Source organism: Marinospirillum minutulum DSM 6287, from assembly GCF_000422325.1.
GTDB classification, from domain to species: domain Bacteria; phylum Pseudomonadota; class Gammaproteobacteria; order Pseudomonadales; family Halomonadaceae; genus Marinospirillum; species Marinospirillum minutulum.
On record NZ_AULO01000008.1, the window covers coordinates 141,423 to 166,394 of the forward strand.

Consider the following 24,972-nt stretch of genomic DNA (forward strand, 5'->3'; position numbering starts at 1 on the left):
TATGTTCGAATAATGCTTAAAGTTTCCTTACTTAAGTCGCTCAAGGCGCTACTAGTGCTAGGTTTAGTTGGCCTTATTTACGGCTGCGCAACACCTAAGGCCAACAATGAATCCTTAACAGAAAAACCTGCTATAGGTGCAATTTTAACTTTTTACCAAGACGAGCAGCAATCACCAGACGAAGGCGATTTAAGCTATAAAAAAGCGCTCAACGGTTCTTTAGTTTTCTACCTACTTAGTGCCGAGCTAGCAGGTCAGCGTAATGATCTGGACTATGCTCTAGAGGTTTATTCTGCACTTGCACTACAAACACAGCACCCACTTATAGCCGAGCGCACTAGCTGGATAGCACAGTTTGCCCAACAGCCTAAAGCCGCTTTAGATGCTGCTATCTTATGGGCAACCCTAGCACCAAAAAACCCAGATGCACAGCGTACTGCTGCAGGGTTACTTTTACAAAATGAACAATACCTAGATGCCTTTGATCACCTGCTTAAATTCGAAAAACTTAGCGGCGAAAGCAACTACACCCTTTTAGCTAGCCACTTAACTGAAAAAAACAACCCGGTTATTAGTGACCTTTACCAAAAAATGCTAGAAGAAAAACAACAGCGCCAAGAAACCAGCAGCGATTTAGAAACTGCGCTAGCTTTATTAAGTGATGAGCTAGGGGATCAGCAAGCTAGCAGCCAACACCTTATAACAGCCTTAGCTATCAACCCCAACAATGTACGCGCACTGCAACTTAAAGCTGAATTGCTTCGTCAAAAGGGTGCGTTTTCTAAGGCCGAACAACTATTGCATCAAGCACTTAAGAATAACCCTGAAGAAGTCAGGCTTTGGTTAGAAATAGCGCGTACCCAACTTAAAGCAGGAGCGCTACCTAAAGCACAAAAAACCTTCGATCATATTATTAGCCTACAGCCAGACAACCTACCGATTCGCCTTGCTTTAGCGCGTATTCAAATAGAAACAGAGCAGTACACAGCAGCAAAGCAAACACTTGAACAACTAACTGGATACGAAGCTTTAGCTGATCAATCTTGGCTGCTTTTAGGGCAGTTGGCAGAAAGAGACAACAAGTGGCAACTAGCCTTGGAACACTACGATCAGGTTGCTAGTGGTGAACCGCTATTAGCAGCTATACGAGCAAGTGTAAGACTATTAATAGAACAGAAGATGGCAGCAGCAGCCTTAGGTTTACTGCAAGAGAAACGTAATCAAGCCCCAGAATTAAGCGTACCACTCACCCTTATAGGAGAGCAGCTACTACGCCAACAAAAAGATTACACTGCTGCACTTAATTGGGTTGATACTGGGCGACAACTGCTACCTGAAAACCAAGAGTCGCCCTTATTACTTTACACTCGGGCTTTGCTTAACTTTCATCTCAACGACCTAAATCAAATGGAAGAAGACTTAAACCTTCTGTTAACTATTGATCCTAATAATGCAACTGCACTAAATGCCCTAGGCTACACTCTGGTAGATAAAACTGAACGGGTGAATGAGGGTTTGCTTCTAATTCAAAAAGCCCATGCCCTAGACAGTGAGTCTGCTGAAATTTTAGACTCCCTAGGCTGGGCGCTTTATAAACTAGGTCGCTACGAAGAAGCACTTGAATACCTAGAAGAAGCCTACGCACGATTAGAAGAAAGCGAGATTGCCGAGCACTTAATTCAAGTGTTTTGGCAACTGAACCAAAACGAACAAGCTGAAGCCTTGTTAAAACGCTACCCAGAACTAAATTTACAACCCACTCCATAAAAGCGTGTTATCAACCCTATGCAATTTTATTTAAAGTTTCTATTACTTGGTGGTTTATTACTTATCCTTAGCGCCTGTTCTAACCAGCCCAACCTACCTAGTGCTACCGCCGACCTAAAACCTAACGCTCAACTTTGGCACTGGCAAGCACAGGGGCGTATTGCCTTTGCTAATGAAAAAGACAACCACTCAGCTAATTTAGACTGGCAACAAAATGGCTATAACTACCAATTACAACTTTTTGGTCCTTTAGGGCAAGGCAGTGCACGCCTTGAGGGCAGGCCATTTAAGGTTATTCTTACTACCTCTGATGGTAAACAAGTAGAGGCTTCAAGCCCTGAACAACTTTTAGCAGAAAACTCCGGCTGGGAGCTGCCTTTATCAAATATGGTTTATTGGATACGTGGCATTACTGCACCAGGAAATTACCAAACAATAGACGAACAAACTTTTATTCAAAATGGCTGGAGGGTTGAATGGCGACGTTTTTCCCAGCTAGGCAAACACCAATTACCTAGCTTGCTGGTAGCAGAGAAAGGCCAATTAAGTTTTCGTTTAGCCATAAACAAGTGGCAAATTTTTGCTGCGCCCAACCAAGGTTTATAAGCACTATGCCCGCTACCCAACTTAGCCTGCCCGCACCGGCTAAAATTAACCGACTACTACACATTACAGGTAAAAGGCCTGATGGTTACCATCAACTGCAAACCTTATTTCAGTTTTTAGACCTGCAAGACGAGCTGCACTTTCAGCTAAATAACAAGGGTGAAATTAGCCTTCACCCACCCTTAAACGGCGTGGCTTTAGAAGATAACTTGGTTATGCGTGCGGTGCGTCTATTGCAGCCCTTGCGTGCCAACCCCCGCCTGGGTGTTAAAATCCACTTACAAAAAAACCTTCCTATGGGTGGTGGTTTAGGTGCTGGCAGTTCAGATGCTGCCACTACTTTATTGGCACTTAATCAGCTATGGCAACTGGGGTTAAACCTAACGCAGTTAGCAGAAATCGGTTTACAGTTAGGTGCCGACCTCCCTATTTTTATATTTGGACAAACTGCTTGGGCCGAGGGGGTAGGTGAAATTCTTACACCTATCAAAGCAGAAGAGGCACTTTACCTGTTAGTTTTTCCTGGCTGCCACTGTGATACAGGCAAACTGTTTAGTCACCCAGACTTACCTCGCGCTACGCCTTTAATCAACCCTAACAATGCAAACCAGCATTTAGGAGAAAATGATTTTGAAGCCCTAGTTAGGCAGCTTTACCCAGCAGTGGAAGCTACTTTTGCTTGGTTATTGGCAGAAAATCAGCAGCCTTTTCTTACAGGAAGTGGTGCCAGTGTTTATTGCAAAATGAATACTCTAGAGCAAGCCAACGCCCTGCTAAACAAGCTGCCGAGTAACTTTGCTGGCTTTAAACCCCAAGCTTGGGTTACTAAAAGCTGTAACCAATCTTTAGCGCATGTAAAATTGATAGCAGACAAAGGTTCACTTTTTAATTTTGCTTAGCTATAATTCGCCACCGTAATGTTGGGGTATAGCCAAGTGGTAAGGCAGCTGGTTTTGGTCCAGCCATCCGGGAGTTCGAATCTTCCTACCCCAGCCACTTTTACATAAGTATTCTTCGGGCTGGTTCCGGCAACCACCCATCCTCCGTAATACCTCAGTCAGCAAGGTGAGTACGTGTCCAACTTGATGGTGTTTTCCGGTAATGCTAATCCTGAACTAGGTCGTAAAGTAGTTGCCTGCCTAGACATTCGCATGGGTGATGCAACTATCGGTCAGTTTAGCGATGGTGAAATTGCCATTGAAATCAACGAAAATGTACGTGGTAAAGACGTTTTTGTTATTCAGTCCACCTGTGCGCCAACTAACGACAACCTAATGGAGCTTATCCTAATGGTTGACGCTTTACGTCGCGCTTCAGCACATCGTATTACTGCTGTTATTCCCTATTTTGGTTATGCACGCCAAGATCGCCGAGTGCGTTCAGCGCGTGTACCTATTTCTGCCAAGGTTATTGCTGACATGATGTGCGCCGCTGGCGTAAACCGTGTAATGACAATGGACTTACACGCCGACCAAATTCAAGGATTCTTTGATGTGCCAGTAGATAACATCTACGGTTCACCTATCCTACTTGACAACATAGAACGTCAAAACTACGAAAATATGGTCGTTGTTTCACCAGACGTAGGTGGTGTTGTTCGTGCTCGCGCCATTGCCAAAGAGCTAAATGATACTGACCTAGCCATTATCGATAAACGTCGCCCTCAAGCTAACCAAGCCCAAGTGATGCACATTATTGGTGATGTTAAAGACCGTACCTGCGTACTTGTAGATGATATGGTTGATACCGCTGGCACACTTTGCAAAGCAGCTGAAGCACTTAAAGCCCGTGGTGCAAAACGTGTTGTAGCCTATTCAACTCACGCAATTCTTTCAGGTGCAGCCATAAGCAATATTTCTAACTCTTTGCTAGACGAACTCATTGTTACCGACACCATTCCTATCCGTGATGAAGTAATGAAGTGTGGTAAGATTCGCCAGCTAACTATTTCGGGTCTTCTAGCAGAAGCGGTACGCCGTGTAAGCAATGAAGAGTCCATTAGCGCTATGTTCCGTTCTTAGTCCAATAGATTAAAGCGAACCAAGCCATTAAAAGTATCCCCTTTAGGGGTAATGTGAAAAACAGGTGATCTGGTCGCGGATGCCTGTTCTTTCTTTTATTAAGCAGTCCACGAGGACAACACTATGTCACAATTTAATTTTGAAGCTAAAGTACGTACAGATTTAGGTAAGAGTGCGAGCCGCCGCCTACGTCGTGAAAACAAATTTATTCCTGCAATCATCTATGGTGGTACTGCAGAGCCTCAGTCAATTGCTCTAGAACAGCGCGAATTCTACCGCATCCTAGAACTTGACGATGCAGTTTACACCTCTGTTCTTAACCTAAAAATTGATGGTAAAGCTGATAAAGTTATTATTAAGGATATGCAACGCCATCCTTTCAAAACTAATACAATAATGCACATTGATTTCCAGCGCGTAGATAACAAAACTAAAGTTAACATTCTTGTTCCTTTCCAACTAGAGAATGAAGAAAACTGTGTTGGTGTTAAAAATCAAGGTGGTATGTTACTGCGTCAAATGAACGATGTTGAAATTACAGCCCTACCGCAAGATTTACCCGATAACCTAGTGGTTGATGTTGCCAATTTAGAAGTAGGACAAACCATTCATTTGTCTGATATCAAACTACCTAAAGGCGTAGAAATTATTACTGTTGCACATGGCCACGATAGTGGTGTAGTAACAGTTAACGCTAAGCGTGGTGGTTCTGATGAAGAAGATGAAGCAGATGCAGCAGCTGAAGACGAAAAACCAGCAGCTGAATAACTTCAGTTAGCAACCTGCTTTACAACCCAGGCGACTCTACTTTTTTCTACCTAGAGTCACCTGGGTTTTTCACATCTACCTAATAGAGCTTTCCGGATAAGCTGCACCATGAATAGCAAAATTAAACTAGTGGTCGGACTCGGTAACCCCGGACAAGAATATGCCCACACCAGACATAATGCTGGTAGCTGGTTAGTAGAAAAACTTGCAGAAGCAAGTGGTAATAGCTTAAATGCCAGTAAATTTTTTGGCTTACACAGCCAAATTATTTTAGCGGGACAAACCCTACACCTACTTATTCCAACCACCTTTATGAATCGCAGCGGCCAAGCCATAGCTGCTTTAGCTAACTTCTACAAATTAATGCCAGAAGAAATTTTAGTGGTTCATGATGAGTTAGATTTACCACCAGGAACCATCCGCTTAAAAAAGGGGGGTGGACACGGTGGACACAATGGTCTGCGTGACACCATTAGCGCACTAGGTAACAATAAAGACTTTTATCGTTTAAGAGTTGGTATAGGCCACCCTGGTCAGGCCAATAAAGTGACTGGCTATGTTTTAGGTAAAGCACCCGAGGGCGAGCAGCTTTGCATTAATGCAGCGCTGGATGAAGCAGAACGCCATCTAGACAAAATTATTCGTGGCGATTTCAACGCCGCTATGAATCAACTGCATGCTTTTAAAGCAGACTAATATGAAGGATATACCTTATGGGTTTTAACTGTGGCATCGTCGGTCTGCCCAACGTTGGTAAATCGACCTTATTCAACGCTCTTACCAAATCAGGTATTGCAGCTGAAAACTTTCCTTTTTGTACTATCGAACCCAATAGTGGCTTGGTTGCAGTACCCGACCCACGTTTAGATGAGCTAGCTAAAATTGTAAAACCAGAAAGAACCCTGCCTACCACCATGGAGTTTGTAGACATAGCAGGCCTAGTTGAAGGCGCTTCCAAAGGTGAAGGTTTAGGTAACAAGTTTCTAGCCAATATTCGTGAAACTCATGCTATTGCTCACGTGGTTCGCTGTTTTGAAGATGATAACGTTATTCATGTGGCGAACAAAGTAGACCCACGCAGCGATATTGAAATTATTAATATGGAACTTGCCTTGGCTGACTTAGATTCAGTCGAAAAAGGCATTCAAAAATTAGCGCGTTTTGCCAAGGGTGGCGACAAAGAAGCCATAGCACAAAAAGAAATTTTAGAGCGTATTTTACCGCATGTTGCCGAAGGCTTACCCCTACGCAGCTTTGGTTTAACTGCCGATGAAAAGCACCTAGTCAGAGCTTATGGCTTCTTAACACTTAAGCCTACCATGTACATAGCTAACGTTAGCGAAGAAGGCTTTGAAGACAATCCTTTCCTAGATATTGTTAGAGAAATTGCCGCAGAAGAAAATGCTGCGGTTGTACCTGTGTGCAATAAAATTGAAGCAGAAATAGCCGAGCTAGACGACCCAGAAGAAAAAGAAATGTTTCTTGAAACCATGGGGTTAGATGAACCTGGCTTAAACCGCGTGATTCGTGCTGGTTATGAATTACTTGGCTTGCACACTTATTTTACCGCTGGTGTGAAAGAAGTACGTGCTTGGACAGTTAAAGAAGGCGCAACCGCACCGGAAGGTGCTGGCGTTATTCACACCGACTTCCAAAAAGGTTTTATTCGTGCCGAAGTTATCGCCTATGAAGACTTTATACAATTCCAAGGCGAACAAGGCGCTAAAGAAGCCGGTAAATGGCGTTTAGAAGGCAAGGAATACATCATCAAAGATGGCGATGTAATGCACTACCGCTTTAATGTCTAGTTAAGCAATTCTAAATAGGCTTGACAGTTTCGGCTGCCAAGCCTAAAATCTTGACCTGTTTTTGGCTATGTAGCTCAGTTGGTTAGAGCACATCACTCATAATGATGGGGTCCCCTGTTCAAATCAGGGCATAGCCACCAACTTCTTCTAATTAAAGAAGTTAAATAGCTTATTTAGGTGTGAGTCAAGAACGCCCTAGAATGAACGCTTACGTCTGGGCGACCTTCGGTATCATTTTTATAAGGCTGGTGAAAAGCAGACAGATCGAGTTTTTCAGAGATTAGATAATGCAGAGCAAATTCGAAGGTGCCAAGCTGAAGCTGTTCAAGATAATTAATTACCACCATCGTCTGCTGGTTATAGTCGTAATGCTTGAATCGAGCCATCCTCATGCCCTCGTTATCTGAAAATCCAATCAAACCACAATTAAAGAGGTTTTTCTACAGCCTGAACGCCGCCATAAACGGCGCGAGCTTGCGAGCGTCCGGCGACCGCCGGGAACGAATTTAATGGCCTTGTTAGTTGCTTTATCGCAGGAAATCACGTTTTATTACTTTTTGGTGAGTAGAGTCTTTATAAAGTACTAGTTTAATGCACATAAGATATCTAGGATCTCTTATCGAGTAACTGTTTGCAGCCTCATTCTTGTTTAATAATGGACTAGTGCCTTTTGAAAGCTCACCTAAAATTGATCCAATACCCATATTTGTTTCTGGAATTGTCTGTGGGAATTCCTTGCGTATAAGCCCATCTATAACGGATGAATCAAACTGATGGCTTCTTACTTTTGCAATGCAAAATATAATTTGGTTTCTTCGAGCTACAGCGGTTTCTCGACTATTTAAATGACCTTCAACTACCTGATAGCTTTGACGAAGGCCTTGGATAAGCCAGTCTCTATCGGCTTCTTCTACCAAGCTGGATTCATACTTCCATTCATTTTCTTCAATTGCGTATGCGAGAACTTCACAATACTCATGAACGCGCTGGGCGATCCCAAGAGTAACTTCCCACACATGGTCTGATATTTCTATTAAGGATGCGCCTGTGGTTAGAATACCGAGCTGTTTAAAACCCTTTTGGATTATTTCCATAACCTGGCCTGAATCGAGGCCTGCAACCTTGTCGATCTCACTTATTCGGTTTGATACCGATTCGGAATTCTTTGTTTCCCTAAAATATTGTAGAACCCCATTTGGAATACCTACAATTAAGATATTTATATTGCATGCTGCATAGCGACTATCATCCAGAAGGATAATAATATCCGCCAACTCCCTCATTAGTTCTTCAGAATCAAAAATTGATTCTAAGTTATCTAAAACTAATATCTTTTTTTTTGATGTAGCTTCAGCGAAAAGCTTGAAAGCCTCTAAAAGCGGCTCATCTTGAGCTACATCAAAATCACCAGTGTGTTTCAATCCACCTTTTGCAAAATAAGCATTAACTTCAGCTGCTTTCTCTTCACTGAAACCAAGTTTTTTTATAGTCCCTGGCTCAATAATCGAATTACATATTTCTTGCGTTAAAGATTTAAGACGTGAGGCATTCGCACAGTTTGCTACAACAAAAGGAATATTGTTTTCGCCCAAGACTTTTTTGTACAACCAAGATTTACCATTCTCACTATCGCCGAAAAGCAGTGTATGTGAATTTCTACTCATTGCTCGGACAAGTAACTTTTCATGAAACGGCCGATCCACATACATTAATGAGTTAACCTCACTCATTCTTGGCGTGAAAACTTCTGTAATTTTTTTACGTTCACTCATTTGATCTTGAATTCCTATTTTTATCGGTATTACACACGAGCAACTAACGCTTGCAGCATGCGCGCCTACGAAATGGAGCCGAAGGCGCAATGTAGTAGGCGTCGCCGTGCCTGCTTTTGTTAGAAATTTGTGTCGTTAAACTGTGATAGTTCCGCTTAAGTATTGAACAGCATTGCCAGAAATAATCACTCTCTCGCCCGACACCGAACAGTTAAGCACACCACCTCGTTTAGAAGCTTGATAGGCAACAAGATCATTTTTCCCAAGCCGCTCAGCCCAGAGCGGAGCCAAACCTGTATGAATTGATCCTGTTACCGGATCTTCGTCGCCCCCATTAGCAGGCCAAAAGTATCTGGAAATGAAATCATAATTCTTGGCTTCAGCCGTGCTGGTAACGACAACATCACGGGGCCTTAGTTTCTTTAAGGTCTCGTTATTGCGTTGTACAGACAACACTTCGGTTTCAGATTCGTAAACCACAAAATAGGCTTGCGAGTTACAATAGACATCTACCGGCGGTATAGAGAGGCCAGATGACAGGTCATCCGGGATAATTTCAACCTTTTCAGGCTTGGTATTCGGGAAGTTCATCTGAACCAGACCTGCCTCGGTTTTCTCGACCAATAATTCTCCAACTGCTTTGGCTGAAAATTTAATGCTGGCCAATTTAGTCTGTTTTTTAAACAATACAAAAGCAGAAGCCAATGTTGCATGTCCGCAAAAAGTGATTTCGGTAAGAGGTGAAAACCACCGAATCTGGTAGGTTGATGCATCTTCTGAAACTAGAAAGGCCGTTTCAGAAAGGTTATTTTCTGCCGCTATGGACTGCATTAAATCGTCGGATAGCCACTCATCGGTAATAATTACTGCTGCTGGGTTCCCGCCAAAAACAGAATCTGTAAAAGCATCTACCACAGTTATTTCGATTTCCATTCAACTCTCCGAATTCCAATGATTTCTAACGCTTGGCTTTGCGGCGTGACGGAGCGCAGCGTAGTTACGTCCGACAACAGCCACTTGTTAGGCCAACTGGGCATCCAGTCTCTCGGCGTAATGATGTAAAACCAGAAGCACTAAATGTAACCTGAATGATGAATCTGCCGATTCAGAAAGCCCAGGATGTGAACCTTGCGGATGCAAACGCTTCCAAAAGCCTTCTACGAAGCCAGTGCCATTATTCAGAAATTCATTGTACTGCGATGCAAAAAAACCAGTTCGTGCTAGGTCTTCTTTTCGTTGCTGTGTGGTTGTTCCGGAACCTGCACTCAATAACGCATGGCACTGATTAAAAAAATCTTCAACAAATGATCGCATCTGCGCATTTGCAGCAGCCCAATCACCACGGCCATGAGCCGCTATGGCCTGCTCATAATGACCTATTGCAACGTTAAGTCCTCTTCTATTCAATATCTCTACAAGTTTGTTTTCAGACTCAAGTAGCGGTATAGCTGATGGTAGCGATTTACGGACAGATGATTCCGTTAGCTCGTACCCATCTTTTGCCAGTGCATTCTCAAGTGCTTTAGTATTAGCGCAGTTTGACCGATCCCGTAATAGATACTCCACGACATCAACTACGAACGGAGCTCCTGATTGCGTTTTGGCATTTCCGTTCTCGACCAAATATTTCGTAATCGAAGTTTCTTTTTCCTTTATCCACTGACCGGATATAACGCTTTCCAACTCGAATTCTATTGAAAACCTTTCCACTTCATCATGAGTACGGAAGTTAAGTGCGTTTACCAACGCTAATATGCTTCTTCTTGAAAACATTAAGAACTCTCTATATGGGCCTAACGCTGAGATAACCGCCCTTGTCGCTCCAAAAAAAACTCTGGGTTTTAAGAAGTATTATAAAAAATAGCGGCAAGGTGCGGTTCATCAACTTGTTGCACAGAGCGGCTGGCTCGAACTTTCAGCGCTTCTCTATTAATATTAATGGAATTTCCTTTTGACCTGCGTGACCACCAACGACGTTTTAACTGCGCCGGTACACCACAGGTTTGGCAATAAATTACCATAGTTAACCGGTCAACTCCACTTGCACTGGGCATCTGCTCTACCGTGCCGCATTGTTGACGACTTCGCTGATACCGTAACTTACTCGCTGGAGCATATAACCCATAATAACGAAGGGTATGTAAGCCTGTCGGGGGAACATGCTGGAGTAGTCGGGTTATAAAATCCATTGGCTTAAGTTGTTGTTTAATGCGTTTATCACGGTGATCTAGGTAGCTCATCGTCACAGTATCGGCGTTCATCTCTTTTAATTGTCGCGGGTCAACAGGGCCGCCTTTGCAGTAACGTGCTAGGTAAAGCACCACGCCTTTACCATGTGCATAGCGTTCTTCAATACGTACACACCAATGCTTTTTATACAAACGCCGATATATCGCCCAAAACTGCGCTACTGAAAGTGTTGGCGGCAAGATCAATTCGCCATCATCAAACGCTACCTTAATTAAGGATTGCAGCTTGCCACGATACAGGGAACGAATCACCGCACTAGGTAGGAGGTAATTTCCCAACGCCTTCCAGTTATTGTTTAAGTCAAGACCACCGGCTGTGACTAAGCAATGAGTATGAGGGTGAAGGGTAAGTTGTCGCCCCCAAGTATGCAGTGCCATTAAAATTCCGGGGGTTACACCGCCATGGCTCTGCTGTGCTAGCAGTTGCTGTAAGGTTTCTTGGCTGGCTTTAAATAGAATACGAGCAAATAGTGCTTCGTTATAACGCCATACGGGTAAATATTCATGGGGCAAGGTAAAAACCACATGAAAATGTGGCACATTGAGTAATCGTGCTTTTTGTTTTTCAATCCATTCAAGGCGTTGTTTATGAGCACAGACATAACAGCTACGATGACGGCACGAGTGAAGCTGCTCTACTTCGGCATGGTTAGATTGACAGCGGTAATAACTGGCACCCATCGCCGGTGTTCGGCAATGGGTTAATGCATCAATCGCTTTAAGATTTTTAAGCGGTTGTTGGGTTTTCTTAAGTTGGTCAGAGAAACAAAAAAACAGTTTTTGTATGGCCCGATTGGACATATCCTTTGCCCTCCATTATTGTTTAAGCACTCCAATCTTACGCATTCTGACGCGTAGCGGCTATGTGCAACAGCGTATTAGTAAGCATGCTCGTTTTGCTACTTGGGCTTGCCTTTTCAAAATAATTTTAAGTCGTTCAATACTAAAGCTAAATCCAATAATAACAAGCTAACCTTTGGTGGCAATTCAAGCATGCCGCCTATCCTGCTAATAGCATGCACACTAACTTGCTCTATTATTTTATAAGCACTTGCTTCTTAAAGCTTTAAATAAATATCTAGCAGAAGATTGAGCAAGACCAAGGTTTAAAACAAGCATATTTTAAGACCTCAACTAAAATGGACTGTATAAATAAACGGGGTATTCCCTTAGCTCTACAGCTATTAATTTACAGGTTTTACTCGCTACTTTGTCACAACGGCTTGCTGAAGTAAGCGATAAAATAGTAAGCTCCTTGATTTTGACTTACGGCGATTAAATCGAAACACATATTCGTTAAGGTAATTATCCAATTGTCTTGGCTGGACTGCACCATGGTGCGTACCCATCATCCAACGTTGCAAAAGTGATGCGACTCGGTGAACGCCTGGCATAGACTCATGAGCTGGTGTGGTTGAGCGAAGGTGAACTGTTTGTCTGTGCTCGTATCCATTTTCTTTGATTTGGCGGTAAGCAGGAGAGCCATCGGTATGAATGAGAAACTCTGGAGTAATGGAGACTTTAATGAATGGCATTAGATTATCGTGGTTGCCACGACTACTCCGCTGCACTTGTGATATCACTTCACACTTAGGATAAATAAGCCCATCCGGCCAGCGGGGCTTTTCCAAAAAATTTCAAACAACTAGCTAATCTACTAGCTTTCTAGGGGAACCTAGTTAAGATCTTTTGGTCACATCTTAGCAACCAACACCTTGACTGGAATCTTTTTTAATGACTTTAGGCAAACTTTCCCCTTCACGCATAGTTTTACTTTTTATTCTTTGCTGGCTAACAATTACTACAAGTAATTTAACAGCTAATCCACTTAGCAAAGAAAACGGTAATCGCTTTACTTCTTGGTTAAGTAATTCTTCTAGTCAACCTGAATTCTTGCGCCCTGAAGAGGCCTTTAAAGCCCAAGCCTGGGTTGAAGGCAGTCAAGTGTTTGTGCTTTGGGATATTGCCCCTAACTATTACCTCTACCAAGATAAACTAAAAATAGAACTAGCTGACAACGCAGGTTTAACCCTAGAAAAAACTGAGTTTCCTCCCGCGCTTAGCCACGAAGATGAATATTTTGGCATTACTCAAGTTTATTACAATCAAGTTGAGCTAGCTGGTTTGCTGAGTGGTAAAACCCAAAATAACCAGCTTAATTTAACCATTCATTATCAAGGCTGTGCCGATGCAGGGCTTTGCTACCCACCACAAAAGCAAAACCTCCAAGTTAACCTAGCTAAACTAGACACTAGTGCCAAACCCCGGCTACTAGCAACTACTAGCCAAACTAACTCAACAACTAGTGCACCTATAGCACCACCAACCAGTACCAGCAGTCAATTAACTGACCTTTTAGGCTCGGGTGAAATTTGGTTAACACTCGGTTTATTTTTTATTGCTGGTTTAGGGCTTACTTTTACGCCTTGTGTTTTACCCATGCTGCCCATTTTAAGCACTATTATTATTGGCAAAGGACAAAGCACTGAAAAAGAGCCTAAAACCCGTGGGTTATTGTTATCCAGCGCTTATGTGCTAGGTATGGCGCTTACTTATGCTGCTATTGGCGCACTGATGGGGTTATTTGGTGCCAGCGTTAACCTACAAGCAGCCATGCAATCGCCTTGGCTACTTATTCCCACTGCAATTTTATTTGCTCTTTTAGCCCTCGCCCTTTTTGGTGCTTGGGAATTACGCCTACCCACTTGGTTAGACCAACGCCTACAATCCTTACAACAACCTAAAGGTGGCACCCTAGTTAATGTTGCCTTAATGGGCGCTTTATCTACCCTTATAGTTTCACCTTGCTTAACTGCACCGCTAGCAGGTGCTTTAGCTTTTATAGCCACTACAGGCGATGCAAGCTTGGGTTCTTTAGCTTTATTTATGCTGGGTTTAGGTATGGGTGTGCCGCTTATTTTGACTGGTACTTTTGGTGCTCACTGGTTACCCAAAGCTGGCGGGTGGATGAATCAAGTTAAAGCCGTATTCGGCTTGCTCATGTTATTAATGGCCGCTTGGTTAATTGATCGCCTTTTACCAGCAAGCATTTCTATGTTGATGTGGGCAGGCCTAGCTTTAGGTACAGGTGTATTTATGGGTGGCCTAAATTTTGCTGCCAAAGCAGGCCTGCAAAAGCTACGTCTAAGTCTTGGTCTAGTGCTTATTATTTACGGTGCTAGCTTATTGGTGGGTGCTTTAGCAGGCAACAGCAACCCCTTACAGCCTTTAAAGGGTTTAGCTAAAGCTGAAGCAACAGCGCAAGAACCCGTTGCAGTGCCTCTTATTAATCAGCTTAGTGAAATAGAAACATTAATAGCAACCAGTAGTGAACCTATCATTATTGACCTTTATGCTGACTGGTGTATTTCCTGCAAGGTAATGGAAGCACAAGTTTTTCCACGTGAAGATATTCAACAAGCTTTAACTGGTATCAACCGCTATAAATTTGATCTAACTGAAATTGCTCCAGACACCAAAGCTTGGCTAAATAACCACCAACTTTTTGGCCCACCCACCTTGATGTTTTTTAATGAAGGGAAAGAATGGCGTGATTGGCGAATTCAGGGCGAGGTTAATGCAAAAGAGCTACTCAAGCATTTGACAGCTTTTAACCAAGCAAAAAACTAATTGTTTCTTTTTGTTCCTAACTTCTTCAAACATCTGTTTAACTTGCAGTAAACAAAGTTAAACAGTCTAGAACTGGACAAAAAGTTTGACTTTAGGCAAACTTCACCACCGCTATAGATCTTAGCTGAAAGTTCAATGGTCGTTAAAGTATGAAAATACTTTAACTTGGTTTCATTTCAGTTACGCTGTAAGTAAATTGATGCTAATTAAAACTCACTAGTTGATTAAAAAGTTTACGATGATAAAAATTCTTCTGCTTCAAGGACCTAACTTGAACCTTTTAGGGCAGCGTGAGCCTGATATCTATGGTTACGAAACCTTAGATGAGATTCATGCAGGGCTTATACAGGAAGCTTTTTCGTTAAACTTTCAGTTAGAGTGTTTTCAAAGCAATGCTGAACATCAGCTAATCAATCGCATACATCAAGCCTTAGTAGAAAAGGTTGATTATATTTTAATTAACCCAGCAGCTTTTACTCATACCAGTGTAGCCTTGCGTGATGCTTTAGCAGGTGTTGCTATTCCGTTTATCGAAATCCACCTTTCTAACGTTTATGCACGTGAACCCTTTAGGCAGCACTCGTATTTTTCTGATCTTGCTCAGGGCGTTATTTGCGGCCTAGGCACTCAGGGTTATCACCTAGCCTTGCAAGCAGCAGCTAAGCAACTAAGTAAAACCCAAAAAACCAAACTATAAAACATCAAATCTTTTAACCCCCCTATCTAGAGAAAACTATGGACATTCGTAAAGTAAAGAAACTAATTGAATTGCTTGAAGAGTCAAACATCAGCGAAATCGAAATTGTTGAAGGCGAAGAAGCAGTGCGCATTAGCCGTCATTCAACAAGCGCCCCTGCTGCTGTTTATCAGCAACCACCTGTTTACCAGCAAGCGCCTGCTGCTGCACCTGCCGCCGCTGCTCCGGTTACAGCTGAAGCACCTGTTGCAACCGGTCATCAAGTTAAATCACCTATGGTGGGTACTTTTTATCGTTCACCAGCGCCAGGTGAAAGTGCATTTGTTGAAGTAGGCAAAACAGTTAAGAAAGGCGATACCATCTGCATTATTGAAGCCATGAAGATGATGAATCAAATTGAAGCAGATAAAGATGGTGTTGTTGAAGCTATTTTAGTTGAAGATGGTGAGCCTGTAGAGTTTGACCAGCCATTAGTTTTGCTTGCCTAAGTCAACCGCCCACTTCAATGCAGCGGTAATATAAACCGCCATGAGGGATAAGAATGCTTGATAAAGTTGTTATTGCTAACCGTGGTGAAATAGCACTGCGTATCTTACGTGCCTGCCGCGAGCTAGGCATCAAAACTGTTGCAGTTCACTCCAAGGCTGACAAAGATTTAATGCACGTTCGTCTAGCAGATGAAGCTGTTTGCATTGGCCCAGCTGCTTCAACTCAGTCCTACCTAAACATTCCAGCCATTATTGCGGCCTGTGAAGTGACGGACGCTACGGCTATTCACCCTGGCTACGGCTTCTTGGCTGAAAATGCTGATTTTGCTGAACAAGTAGAGCAGTCTGGCTTTGTATTTATTGGCCCTAAAGCTGAAACCATCCGCATTATGGGTGACAAAGTAGCTGCCATAGCTGCCATGAAAAAAGCGGGTGTACCTACCGTACCCGGTTCTGATGGTCCGCTAACGGATAATAGCGATGAAATTCTAGCCATGGCTCGAAAAATTGGCCTGCCTGTTATTATCAAAGCTGCTGCTGGTGGTGGTGGTCGTGGTATGCGCGTGGTTCATTCTGAAGCGGCACTTTTAAATGCTGTGCATGTTACTAAAGCAGAAGCGGGCGCAGCTTTTGGCGATAGCACTGTGTACATGGAAAAGTTTTTAGAAAATCCACGCCACGTAGAAATTCAAATTTTGGCAGATGGTCAGGGCAACGCTGTTCACCTTTATGACCGTGACTGCTCTTTACAGCGCCGCCACCAAAAAGTTATAGAAGAAGCACCAGCACCAGGCCTAGATGAAGAAGCTCGCCGTAAAGTTTTAATTGCCTGTGTAGATGCCAGCAAAGCTATTAACTACCGTGGTGCAGGTACTTTTGAATTCCTTTATGAAAATGGCGAATTCTACTTTATTGAAATGAACACACGAGTACAGGTTGAGCACCCCATTACGGAAATGGTAACGGGTGTTGATATTGTAAAAGAGCAATTAATGATTGCTTCTGGTAAAAAGCTAAGCTTGCGTCAAGAAAACATTCAAGTAGTCGGCCATGCATTTGAATGCCGCATTAATGCTGAAGACCCAGAAACTTTTATGCCATCACCTGGCAAAATCACCATGTACCATGCACCTGGTGGTTTAGGTGTGCGTATGGATTCACACATTTACAGTGGTTATAGCGTGCCACCTTTCTACGATTCACTTATTGGTAAACTAATTACTTGGGGTGTAGATCGTGAAGCAGCTTTAACTAGAATGCGTGGCGCACTCGATGAGCTGCTCGTTGAAGGCATTAAAACCAATACTGAACTTCACAAACGACTAGTACGTGATAGCCATTTTGAAAAAGGCGGCGTTAATATTCACTACCTAGAAAAAATGCTAAGTATTTAAAACCTAGCATTGCTAAGCCAAGGATGGCTTTTAAACCTTCTGTTATTCAAGCCCTAGGTAAACTATGTCCTGGTTGCAAATTAAAACCCTTATCAACCCAGAACAGGCAGAAGCGTTTGAAAACTGGCTAGTTGATGCAGGTGCATGCGCTATAACGCTGACAGACGCTGAAGATCAGCCTGTTTTTGAGCCTATCCATGGTACTACTCCGCTTTGGCAATCCACACTCTTAACAGGCTTGTATGATGGTAAACAAAATGCCGATCAAATGTTGCATACAATGCAAGCACTTTGGCAAACCAACTACCCAAACAAACCTATGCCAGAACTCCAGTTAGAAATACTGGAAGATAAAGACTGGATACGTGAATGGATGGATAGCTTTAAACCCATGCATATGGGCGAACGTTTATGGATAGTGCCCAGCTGGTTAGAAGCACCAGATGCGGATGCGGTAAACCTTATATTAGACCCTGGTTTAGCTTTTGGAACGGGTACCCACCCTACTACCAAGCTGTGCTTGCAGTGGTTAGCCAGCCTTAACCTTGAAAACAAAACCCTACTTGATTTTGGTTGCGGTTCTGGCATTCTTGGAATTGCTGGTTTATTACTAGGTGCTAAACAAGCTTGGGGTACAGATATAGACCCTCAAGCCTTGCAAGCTAGTCAGCAAAACGCTGAGCGTAATCATCTAGATCCACAACGCTTTCCAGTTTATTACCCAGAAAATTGTCCAGCGATTAGTTGCGATGTATTAGTTGCCAATATTCTTGCTGGCCCCTTAATTTCATTAGCCCAAGAACTTGCTAGTCGTATTAAGCCGGGTGGAAGCATGGCGCTTTCGGGTATTTTAAGTCACCAAGCTGAAGAAGTTAGTCGTGCTTATAGCCCTTGGTTTGAGCTAGATAAACCAACCCAAGAAGATGGCTGGGTTAGAATAACTGGTAAACGTAAGTAAAGGGTCTGAACTGCAACACTGAATGGACTTTTGCTGCATGAATACAACTACCCCAACCAAACTAACACGCTGCCCCCACTGTCAAAGTGTATTTGATGTTAGCGAAGAAGAAATGCAGCTAGCCTTAGGTGCCGTAAGGTGTGGCGAGTGCATGAAAATTTTTAATGCAAGCTACCACCTAGTCGATCTTCCTGAGGCTAATACTAACCCTCAACAAAACTTTACCCCAAGCAACGAAGAAAAAGCTGATGACCCAGCAGCTTTGTCTATACAAAACACTAAAATTCCAACGCTACAAGAACATCCACCTGCTACCCTGCCTAACCAGCCAGTCAGTCTAGATGAAGTGATTGCTCTAGAAGATGAAGAAGATGACTTTAGCTATATCGACAGTCTTCTAAAAACTGACAAGGCTAACACTGATGAAAACGAAGCAGAAAATGAAACAGACCAAGTTACCAACAATAAATCACAAAAAAAACTCAGCAAACCTTTTATTGCCAGTTTGTTTGTTTTAATTGCAGCCATTTTAGTGGGTAGCTGGGTATTCTCTAATTCAGCCACACCTAATTATTACCAGTTTACTGAAGTACGCTTATCCCCTGCAAACGATCCAAAAAAAATGGATGTACATTTTAAGTTAACTAACACCTCCCAGCAAAAACTAGCACTGCCCAGTTTAAACATTCAGCTGCTTAATCTAAGTTCCCAGCCAATTAGCTCTGAGATAATTACTAGTAACAAGCTAGCAACTAACTTTAGAGAACTTGAAGCAGGCACTAGCCAAGCCATTACAGTCAGTGTTAACAGACCAAGCACCTTTGTACAAAGTGCACTCATTCAAGCACATTTAGAAGACGCTAAGCTTTAATACTCACGCCTTGCAGGGTAAGATACCGTCCCTTGAATAACTGGTCGAGTTTACTGCGTGTTGCAAATAGGTCGTTACAAAATCACTACACCTCTGGTGCTAGCGCCTATGGCCGGAGTAACAGACCGCCCTTTCAGAGCCTTATGTCGCTCCTTTGGTGCAGGATTAACTGTTGCAGAAATGGTCACTAGCGACCAGTCTTTATGGAATACACAGAAATCACGTCTGCGCTTGCCTCATGCAGATGAACCAGAACCTAGAATGATACAAATTGCGGGTGGTGACCCACAAATGTTAGCTGCGGCTGCCCAAGCTAATGTTAAACTAGGTGCACAAATTATTGATATTAATATGGGTTGCCCAGCCAAAAAGGTTTGTAAAAAAGCTGCTGGCTCTGCACTTTTACGTGATGAAAAATTGGTTGCAGAAATATTAGCAGCCGTTGTAGCGGCCGTTGATGTACCTGTAACTTTAAAAATTCGTACTGGTTGGTCAGCAAACCATAAAAATGCTGTTACAATTGCGCAACTTGCTGAGCAAGAAGGGATACAAGCGCTAACAGTTCACGGAAGAACAAGAGAAGACCGTTTCAAGGGTGAAGCAGAATACGACACCCTAGCAGAAGTCTGCCAAGCAGTTAGCTTTCCTGTAATAGCTAATGGTGATATCAATTCACCACAAAAAGCTAAAGAAGTATTAGATAAAACAGGTGCAACTGCCGTTATGATAGGACGAGCAGCACAGGGTAAACCTTGGATTTTCAGCCAAATTAAAAGCTGGCTAGAAAACCAACAGCTTATCCCAGACCCTGAACCCATAGAAATTCATAGTATTATTAGCCAACACTTAAAAGGACTTTACCTAACCTACGGTGATTTCATGGGTACAAGAGTCGCTCGTAAGCATTTTGGCTGGTATCTGCAACAAGCTGGCATGAATGAATGGCGTAAAACCTTCAATCAGCTAGAAACAACCCATGAGCAACAAGCATTACTTGATAGTATTTTTTTAAAAGAAGCACCCACCGCCTTCGGGCCTAACTGAATAATAGAATTAATCCAAAGTGACTGAATCAAGAAAAACCACACTAGCCAAACCGGAACAAGATCGCCCACTACGCGAAAGTGTTCTTCGTGCTCTGGACAATTATTTTGCTCAACTCGACGGTCAGCCAGTGAATAACCTCTATGAACTGGTATTAACTGAAGTAGAAGCACCTCTGCTTGAGGCAGTAATGCGCTACACAGAAAATAACCAGACCCAAGCTTCTAGCCTACTCGGTTTAAATCGGGGTACTTTGCGCAAGAAACTTAAACAATACGACCTTATCTAAGCTTTTAAGGAGCTCAACTAGGCTTATGTCTACACTACAACCTCTTCCTATCCGTCGCGCCCTACTTAGCGTATCTGACAAAAATGGCATCGTCGAACTAGCTAAAGGCTTATTAGAGCGAGGCGTAGAACTCCTTTCTACTGGCGGCACTTTTAAGTTAATTAAAGATGCCGGCCTTGCAGTCACTGAAGTATCTGAACATACCGGCTTCCCTGAAATGATGGATGGCCGCGTTAAAACCCTTCACCCTAAAATTCATGGTGGAATTTTAGGTCGTCGTGGGCAAGATGATGCGATTATGGCAGAACACCAAATCACCCCTATTGATTTAGTCGTGGTTAACCTTTATCCCTTTCAAGCCACTATTGCCCGTGATGATTGCACACTCGATATGGCAATTGAGAACATAGATATTGGTGGCCCAGCTATGGTGCGCAGCTGTGCCAAAAACCATGCTTATACTACTATTCTGGTGAACACGGGCGACTACCAGCAAGTGCTAGCAGAAATGGACGCTAACCAAGGTGCAGTTACCCAACCTACCCGCTTCGATTTAGCAGTAAAGGCCTTTGAACACACAGCAGCTTATGACTCTGCCATAGCTAACTATTTGGGTCGTAAAGTTAAAGAAGGTAGTGAAGACTTCCCTCGCACCTTCAATACCCAATTTATTAAGCGTCAAGAAATGCGCTACGGTGAAAACCCTCATCAAAAAGCAGCTTTCTATGCAGAAGCCAATATTAATGAGGCTTGTGTAGCCACTGCCAAGGTATTGCAGGGTAAAGAACTGTCTTTCAATAATGTTGCTGATACCGATGCTGCTTTTGAATGCGTTAAAGCCTTTAGCGAGCCAGCTTGCGTTATTGTTAAACATGCTAACCCTTGCGGCGTTGCAGTAGGTAAAGACTTACATCAAGCCTATGACCTAGCCTTCAAAACAGACCCAACCAGTGCTTTTGGTGGCATTATTGCATTCAACCGAAAACTCGATGCTTTAACTGCCCGTACCCTAGTTGACCGCCAGTTTGCAGAAGTGATTATTGCCCCTGGTATAGATGCCTCAGCACAAGAAATTATTGCTAGTAAGAAAAACTTACGTCTACTCGATGCAAGTGAGTTTTGGCCAGGTGAACGCAACCAAGCACTTAACTTTAAGCGTGTTACTGGTGGCTTGTTAGTACAAGACCGTGACTTAGGCGCAGTTAGCTTAGATGAACTAAAAGTAGTGACTGACCGTGCACCTACTGAACAAGAGCTTGTTGATTTAGCTTTTGCTTGGAAAGTAGCCAAGTACGTTAAATCTAATGCTATTGTTTATGCAAAAGATGGCCGTACCATTGGTGTAGGCGCTGGCCAAATGAGCCGTGTTTATTCAGCCAAAATTGCAGGCATTAAAGCAGCGGATGAAAACTTAGAAGTCAAAGGTTCGGTTATGTCATCTGATGCCTTCTTCCCCTTCCGTGATGGTATCGATGCAGCAGCAGCCGCTGGTATTACAGCCGTTATTCAGCCAGGTGGTTCTATGCGTGATGACGAAGTTATTCAAGCCGCTAATGAAGCGGGCATTGCTATGGTGTTTACGGGGATGCGCCACTTCCTGCATTGATTAAAAGCGGTTAATTAAGCAATAAAAAAAGCCGCAGTCTTAAAAGATTGCGGCTTTTTTGTAACCAAAATTTAATGCTTTAAATCGTATTTAAAAACCAGCACGAAGGTAAGCACCAAAGAAAGCACCACTAAACTCAAGATCAGCATAAGTATCATCTAGGTCATCAAGCTTGGCATTAAAGCTACGGTAACCAGCAGTTATTCCCGGCTTAATTAATGGCAAGCCATCATACTGGTAACGCGCATCTACAGTTACATCTGACAAGCTGTTGCCGCTATAACCTATGGCATCTACTTTAGCGCCAACAGAAATACCCCTAGGTAAACCAACACGTAAGCCCGCATAACCCATAGGTAGAGGTGCGCTTAAATCAATAGACTTAGTTGTGCCTGTAGCACTTTCTGTAACTGAAAACTCACCATTAAACTGGCGAACCGTTAAACCCAGTTCAGCACGTAAATCGACTAGTGGAATAAAAGAAGTTATACCGTCTAACAAACGGTAATAGGCTGTAAAATCGGTATGGCTAAGATCAACTTTACTCTGCAAATTACCATTAAAACTCTGATCCAAAAACTTAAAGTTAGCAGCTTTATTACCAGAAAAATCTAAAGCGGTACTGCTAACTCTTATATTTGGGATAACGGGTACTGGGTGATCAAACTGCACAAAAAAGTGGGTTTGATTTTCACTCGACAAGCCTAGGGTATTTTCTACATCTAGATTGGCTTCATTTTTTTTACCCTGAATACTACCTGAAGGGCTAGCATTCCAAACATTGCCGCCAGCCAAAACATTAAACTCAACTGCTTGAGCTTGCATGGCAGTTGCAGGCAGTAATACCGCACCAGCAAGAGCTAAAATTTTACGCATACTTATCTCCATTAAAATTAGGTTCTACAACGACTTATAAGAGCTGAAGTGCTTATCGGCAAGCTAAGGCGTTTAATGAATAGCAAGCACTGGAATATCAACAAATCAACACAGGAATTAACTGAAATATAAAAAGCCAAAAAGCACTAAAAGTAGCAGGTTAAGTACCACTGCTGCATAAACAAAAAGCTTACCCGTATAGCGTTGAGGGTTTTTATTAATTCCTTGCCAACCAAACCAAGCTGCTATTAAAGATGGCAGAATAAACCAAGGCCCAAAGCCAGCAAACATAATTCCAGCAACAGCTAAAACCACAGCCAAAATAGCCAAGTTATTATTCATTTGAGCAGGCGATTCATCAGTCATTAGTTACCCTCTAGGTTGCTCTTTTCTTGCGCTAAGGGTAACAGAAACAGAGTCAGAAAACCGTAAGGCATGTGGCTTATCGACCTCTACCTCCGCAACTTCAACTTGTTCGTAATTCATCACAATTTCTAATAGTTCTTTGGTTAAGCGCTCAAGCAAAGCAAAGCGCCCCCCTTCAACATGAGCAATAATTTCTTTAGTGATGGTACGATAATTCAGTGCTTCTTCTATACGGTTAAACTGTACAGCTCTATCAGCCGCATAGCCTATAACCACATTAACCAAAATATCCTGCTGGTTTTGTATTTCATCTTCATTAATCCCTACGTAGGTTCTTAGGCGTAAATTTTTTATCCGAATCGTTGCCAAGGTAGGAGGATTTTTATTTAGCATTACTTCATCCCTGCTTAGTCAATTAACTTAAGGAATTCGTGGCGAGTCGTTGCAGACTCACGCAACTGACCTAACATAACAGACGTACGCATCATTGAATTTTGTTTTTCTACCCCACGCATCATCATACACAGGTGACGCGCCTCCACGACTACCGCTACACCTGCTGCCCCTGTTACTTCTTGTACTGCTTCAGCAATTTGCTTAGTTAGTAACTCTTGAATTTGTAGACGACGAGCAAACATATCGGTAATACGGGCAAACTTAGATAAACCCAGTACCTTTCCCTTAGGCAAATAGCCTATGTGACACTTTCCAATAAAGGGCAAAAGGTGGTGTTCGCACATAGAGTAAAGCTCTATATCTTTAACTATAACCAACTCATCGGTATCAGAAGTAAAAACCGCACCATTAACTAGGGTGTCTAAATCCTGCCGATACCCCTGGGTTAAGAACTCCATTGCCTTAGCTGCTCGTACAGGTGTGTCAACCAACCCTTCACGTTGTGGATCTTCACCAAGGTTTTTTATAATTGCTTGGTAATGAGGTACTAAAGAATCATAAATTGTTTCGCTTGTATCATTTTTCATTTCAGGTTTTACTTATGTTAGAGCATTAATATAAGGAGTTAATTAATTAGCCAAGAGTTGACCTAAGCTCCTTTTCGTAGAAGAAATGTATATCTTTTCTTAAAAAAACACTAGCGCTATTCCCAGTGTTTTAGTAGGAATTAGCAGCAGTGAAATTGATTCTAGTCAAAAACCACCTTAGGTCAAACAACGATGCGGCAAACTGACATGAATAACCTTCGAAAGTACTCTGTTATACTTCGCTAAAGAAAATCAAACTGAACTTGGATCAAAACACTATGAAGAAGTTAATAACAACCTTCGCACTAATGAGCGCTTCCTTTGGAGTTGTGGCGGCTCAGCCAACTCTACCCTTAGAACCTGGTCAAATGCTTAACGCTACTGTTGTTAATCAGGTTGTTTTAAAAGAAGGCGAAACACGCCGCAACCTATGGTTTTCTATAGAAACGAACCGTGTTGAAGGCACTTCTACTTACCATTTAAGCAACTGCACCCTTTCTGCCGATGTTAAGTTACAAGGCGGTCAATTTAGTCTGCAAAGTAAACAGCTACGTTGCATTAGTGATAAAGGCGATATTTTTACAGACAAAAAAGTACAAGCACAAATTCTTGCTAACACTAACGAGCTTTGCACTAGTAAAAAAGGCAAGTGTTCAGAAGTTACCCTTTATAGCGGAAGCAGCTATACCTTTGAAGTTAAAAATGCATCGCAACTGGTTGCTGAAGTGAATGCTATGCGCGAAGTAAACAAAAGCCGTTTAGAACAAAGTAACTAATTT

Annotated in this window: 27 protein-coding genes and 2 tRNA genes; 19 read left to right on the forward strand and 10 right to left on the reverse strand. The window is 42.6% G+C overall.

Features of this window, described 5'->3' with window-relative positions; all coding sequences use genetic code 11:
• Window positions 1–12 precede the first annotated feature (12 nt).
• From H571_RS0100700 to H571_RS0100740, 9 genes are all read left to right on the forward strand, one after another.
• A complete protein-coding gene (locus H571_RS0100700; RefSeq protein ID WP_027847625.1) occupies window positions 13–1,767 on the forward strand; it encodes a tetratricopeptide repeat protein in 1,755 nt (584 codons plus the stop codon).
• An 18-nt stretch (window positions 1,768–1,785) separates the two neighbouring features.
• On the forward strand, window positions 1,786–2,373 hold the full coding sequence (gene lolB / locus H571_RS15365) for a lipoprotein insertase outer membrane protein LolB (RefSeq protein ID WP_051168038.1): 588 nt from the start codon (window positions 1,786–1,788) through the stop codon (window positions 2,371–2,373).
• Window positions 2,374–2,378: 5 nt separating this feature from the next.
• Entirely contained in the window at window positions 2,379–3,272 is an 894-nt protein-coding gene (gene ispE / locus H571_RS0100710) for a 4-(cytidine 5'-diphospho)-2-C-methyl-D-erythritol kinase (RefSeq protein ID WP_036217025.1), read from the forward strand.
• Window positions 3,273–3,294: 22 nt separating this feature from the next.
• A tRNA-Gln gene (locus tag H571_RS0100715) sits at window positions 3,295–3,369 on the forward strand.
• Window positions 3,370–3,446: 77 nt separating this feature from the next.
• The gene (locus H571_RS0100720) at window positions 3,447–4,394 is read left to right on the forward strand and encodes a ribose-phosphate pyrophosphokinase (protein ID WP_027847627.1); all 948 of its coding nucleotides are present in this window, start codon (window positions 3,447–3,449) and stop codon (window positions 4,392–4,394) included.
• A 123-nt stretch (window positions 4,395–4,517) separates the two neighbouring features.
• Window positions 4,518–5,162 carry a 50S ribosomal protein L25/general stress protein Ctc gene (locus tag H571_RS0100725; protein ID WP_027847628.1) on the forward strand — a complete coding sequence of 215 codons (645 nt, stop codon included), beginning with the start codon at window positions 4,518–4,520 and terminating at the stop codon, window positions 5,160–5,162.
• Window positions 5,163–5,270: 108 nt separating this feature from the next.
• Window positions 5,271–5,858 (forward strand): aminoacyl-tRNA hydrolase, encoded by a 588-nt coding sequence (gene pth, locus H571_RS0100730; protein ID WP_027847629.1) that lies wholly within the window; start codon window positions 5,271–5,273, stop codon window positions 5,856–5,858.
• Window positions 5,859–5,875: 17 nt separating this feature from the next.
• Window positions 5,876–6,970: a redox-regulated ATPase YchF gene (gene ychF, locus H571_RS0100735; protein ID WP_027847630.1), complete on the forward strand. Its 1,095-nt coding sequence runs from the start codon at window positions 5,876–5,878 to the stop codon at window positions 6,968–6,970.
• Between the two features lie 63 nt (window positions 6,971–7,033).
• Window positions 7,034–7,110, forward strand: a tRNA-Met gene (locus H571_RS0100740).
• Between the two features lie 33 nt (window positions 7,111–7,143).
• On the opposite strand, the gene H571_RS13725 is transcribed toward H571_RS0100740, so the two are convergent.
• The 6 genes from H571_RS13725 to H571_RS15690 all read right to left on the reverse strand — a co-directional run bounded on the left by H571_RS13725 (window position 7,144) and on the right by H571_RS15690 (window position 12,592).
• On the reverse strand, window positions 7,144–7,356 hold the full coding sequence (locus tag H571_RS13725; protein ID WP_051168039.1) for a hypothetical protein: 213 nt from the start codon (window positions 7,354–7,356) through the stop codon (window positions 7,144–7,146).
• Window positions 7,357–7,497: 141 nt separating this feature from the next.
• On the reverse strand, window positions 7,498–8,742 hold the full coding sequence (locus H571_RS0100750) for an AAA family ATPase (protein WP_027847631.1): 1,245 nt from the start codon (window positions 8,740–8,742) through the stop codon (window positions 7,498–7,500).
• A gap of 135 nt (window positions 8,743–8,877) precedes the next feature.
• On the reverse strand, window positions 8,878–9,675 hold the full coding sequence (locus tag H571_RS0100755; protein ID WP_027847632.1) for a PhzF family phenazine biosynthesis protein: 798 nt from the start codon (window positions 9,673–9,675) through the stop codon (window positions 8,878–8,880).
• Between the two features lie 87 nt (window positions 9,676–9,762).
• On the reverse strand, window positions 9,763–10,515 hold the full coding sequence (locus tag H571_RS15370) for a hypothetical protein (protein ID WP_051168040.1): 753 nt from the start codon (window positions 10,513–10,515) through the stop codon (window positions 9,763–9,765).
• Window positions 10,516–10,583: 68 nt separating this feature from the next.
• Complete coding sequence (locus H571_RS13735) at window positions 10,584–11,792, reverse strand: IS91 family transposase (RefSeq protein ID WP_051168041.1); 1,209 nt, start codon at window positions 11,790–11,792, stop codon at window positions 10,584–10,586.
• A gap of 404 nt (window positions 11,793–12,196) precedes the next feature.
• A complete protein-coding gene (locus tag H571_RS15690) occupies window positions 12,197–12,592 on the reverse strand; it encodes an IS1595 family transposase (RefSeq protein ID WP_425411336.1) in 396 nt (131 codons plus the stop codon).
• Window positions 12,593–12,725: 133 nt separating this feature from the next.
• Here H571_RS15690 and dsbD point away from each other — a divergent pair, with 133 nt between their 5' ends.
• The 9 genes from dsbD to purH all read left to right on the forward strand — a co-directional run bounded on the left by dsbD (window position 12,726) and on the right by purH (window position 21,968).
• Entirely contained in the window at window positions 12,726–14,621 is a 1,896-nt protein-coding gene (gene dsbD, locus H571_RS0100770; protein ID WP_027847633.1) for a protein-disulfide reductase DsbD, read from the forward strand.
• A gap of 238 nt (window positions 14,622–14,859) precedes the next feature.
• Window positions 14,860–15,318 carry a type II 3-dehydroquinate dehydratase gene (aroQ, locus tag H571_RS0100775; RefSeq protein ID WP_027847634.1) on the forward strand — a complete coding sequence of 153 codons (459 nt, stop codon included), beginning with the start codon at window positions 14,860–14,862 and terminating at the stop codon, window positions 15,316–15,318.
• A 38-nt stretch (window positions 15,319–15,356) separates the two neighbouring features.
• Window positions 15,357–15,806 carry an acetyl-CoA carboxylase biotin carboxyl carrier protein gene (gene accB, locus H571_RS0100780; RefSeq protein WP_027847635.1) on the forward strand — a complete coding sequence of 150 codons (450 nt, stop codon included), beginning with the start codon at window positions 15,357–15,359 and terminating at the stop codon, window positions 15,804–15,806.
• Window positions 15,807–15,859: 53 nt separating this feature from the next.
• Window positions 15,860–17,200, forward strand: coding sequence for an acetyl-CoA carboxylase biotin carboxylase subunit (accC, locus tag H571_RS0100785; RefSeq protein WP_027847636.1), 1,341 nt, complete (start codon window positions 15,860–15,862; stop codon window positions 17,198–17,200).
• Between the two features lie 64 nt (window positions 17,201–17,264).
• Entirely contained in the window at window positions 17,265–18,158 is an 894-nt protein-coding gene (gene prmA, locus H571_RS0100790) for a 50S ribosomal protein L11 methyltransferase (protein WP_027847637.1), read from the forward strand.
• A gap of 37 nt (window positions 18,159–18,195) precedes the next feature.
• Window positions 18,196–19,029: an MJ0042-type zinc finger domain-containing protein gene (locus H571_RS0100795; protein WP_027847638.1), complete on the forward strand. Its 834-nt coding sequence runs from the start codon at window positions 18,196–18,198 to the stop codon at window positions 19,027–19,029.
• 60 nt (window positions 19,030–19,089) lie between these two features.
• Window positions 19,090–20,073, forward strand: a complete 984-nt coding sequence (dusB, locus tag H571_RS0100800) for a tRNA dihydrouridine synthase DusB (RefSeq protein ID WP_211219744.1) — start codon at window positions 19,090–19,092, stop codon at window positions 20,071–20,073.
• A 19-nt stretch (window positions 20,074–20,092) separates the two neighbouring features.
• Window positions 20,093–20,362 (forward strand): DNA-binding transcriptional regulator Fis, encoded by a 270-nt coding sequence (gene fis / locus H571_RS0100805; RefSeq protein ID WP_027847640.1) that lies wholly within the window; start codon window positions 20,093–20,095, stop codon window positions 20,360–20,362.
• A gap of 25 nt (window positions 20,363–20,387) precedes the next feature.
• On the forward strand, window positions 20,388–21,968 hold the full coding sequence (gene purH / locus H571_RS0100810) for a bifunctional phosphoribosylaminoimidazolecarboxamide formyltransferase/IMP cyclohydrolase (RefSeq protein ID WP_027847641.1): 1,581 nt from the start codon (window positions 20,388–20,390) through the stop codon (window positions 21,966–21,968).
• A 90-nt stretch (window positions 21,969–22,058) separates the two neighbouring features.
• Here purH and H571_RS0100815 read toward each other — a convergent pair whose 3' ends face one another.
• The 4 genes from H571_RS0100815 to folE form a co-directional block, all read right to left on the reverse strand.
• A complete protein-coding gene (locus H571_RS0100815; RefSeq protein WP_027847642.1) occupies window positions 22,059–22,844 on the reverse strand; it encodes a TIGR04219 family outer membrane beta-barrel protein in 786 nt (261 codons plus the stop codon).
• A gap of 117 nt (window positions 22,845–22,961) precedes the next feature.
• Window positions 22,962–23,210: a hypothetical protein gene (locus H571_RS0100820; RefSeq protein WP_027847643.1), complete on the reverse strand. Its 249-nt coding sequence runs from the start codon at window positions 23,208–23,210 to the stop codon at window positions 22,962–22,964.
• A 3-nt stretch (window positions 23,211–23,213) separates the two neighbouring features.
• Window positions 23,214–23,603, reverse strand: coding sequence for a dihydroneopterin triphosphate 2'-epimerase (gene folX / locus H571_RS0100825; protein WP_036217033.1), 390 nt, complete (start codon window positions 23,601–23,603; stop codon window positions 23,214–23,216).
• Between the two features lie 14 nt (window positions 23,604–23,617).
• Window positions 23,618–24,193, reverse strand: coding sequence for a GTP cyclohydrolase I FolE (gene folE / locus H571_RS0100830; RefSeq protein WP_156887821.1), 576 nt, complete (start codon window positions 24,191–24,193; stop codon window positions 23,618–23,620).
• A 278-nt stretch (window positions 24,194–24,471) separates the two neighbouring features.
• Between folE and H571_RS0100835 the strand changes: the two genes are divergently transcribed.
• Complete coding sequence (locus H571_RS0100835; protein ID WP_027847646.1) at window positions 24,472–24,969, forward strand: hypothetical protein; 498 nt, start codon at window positions 24,472–24,474, stop codon at window positions 24,967–24,969.
• Window positions 24,970–24,972: the final 3 nt, after the last annotated feature.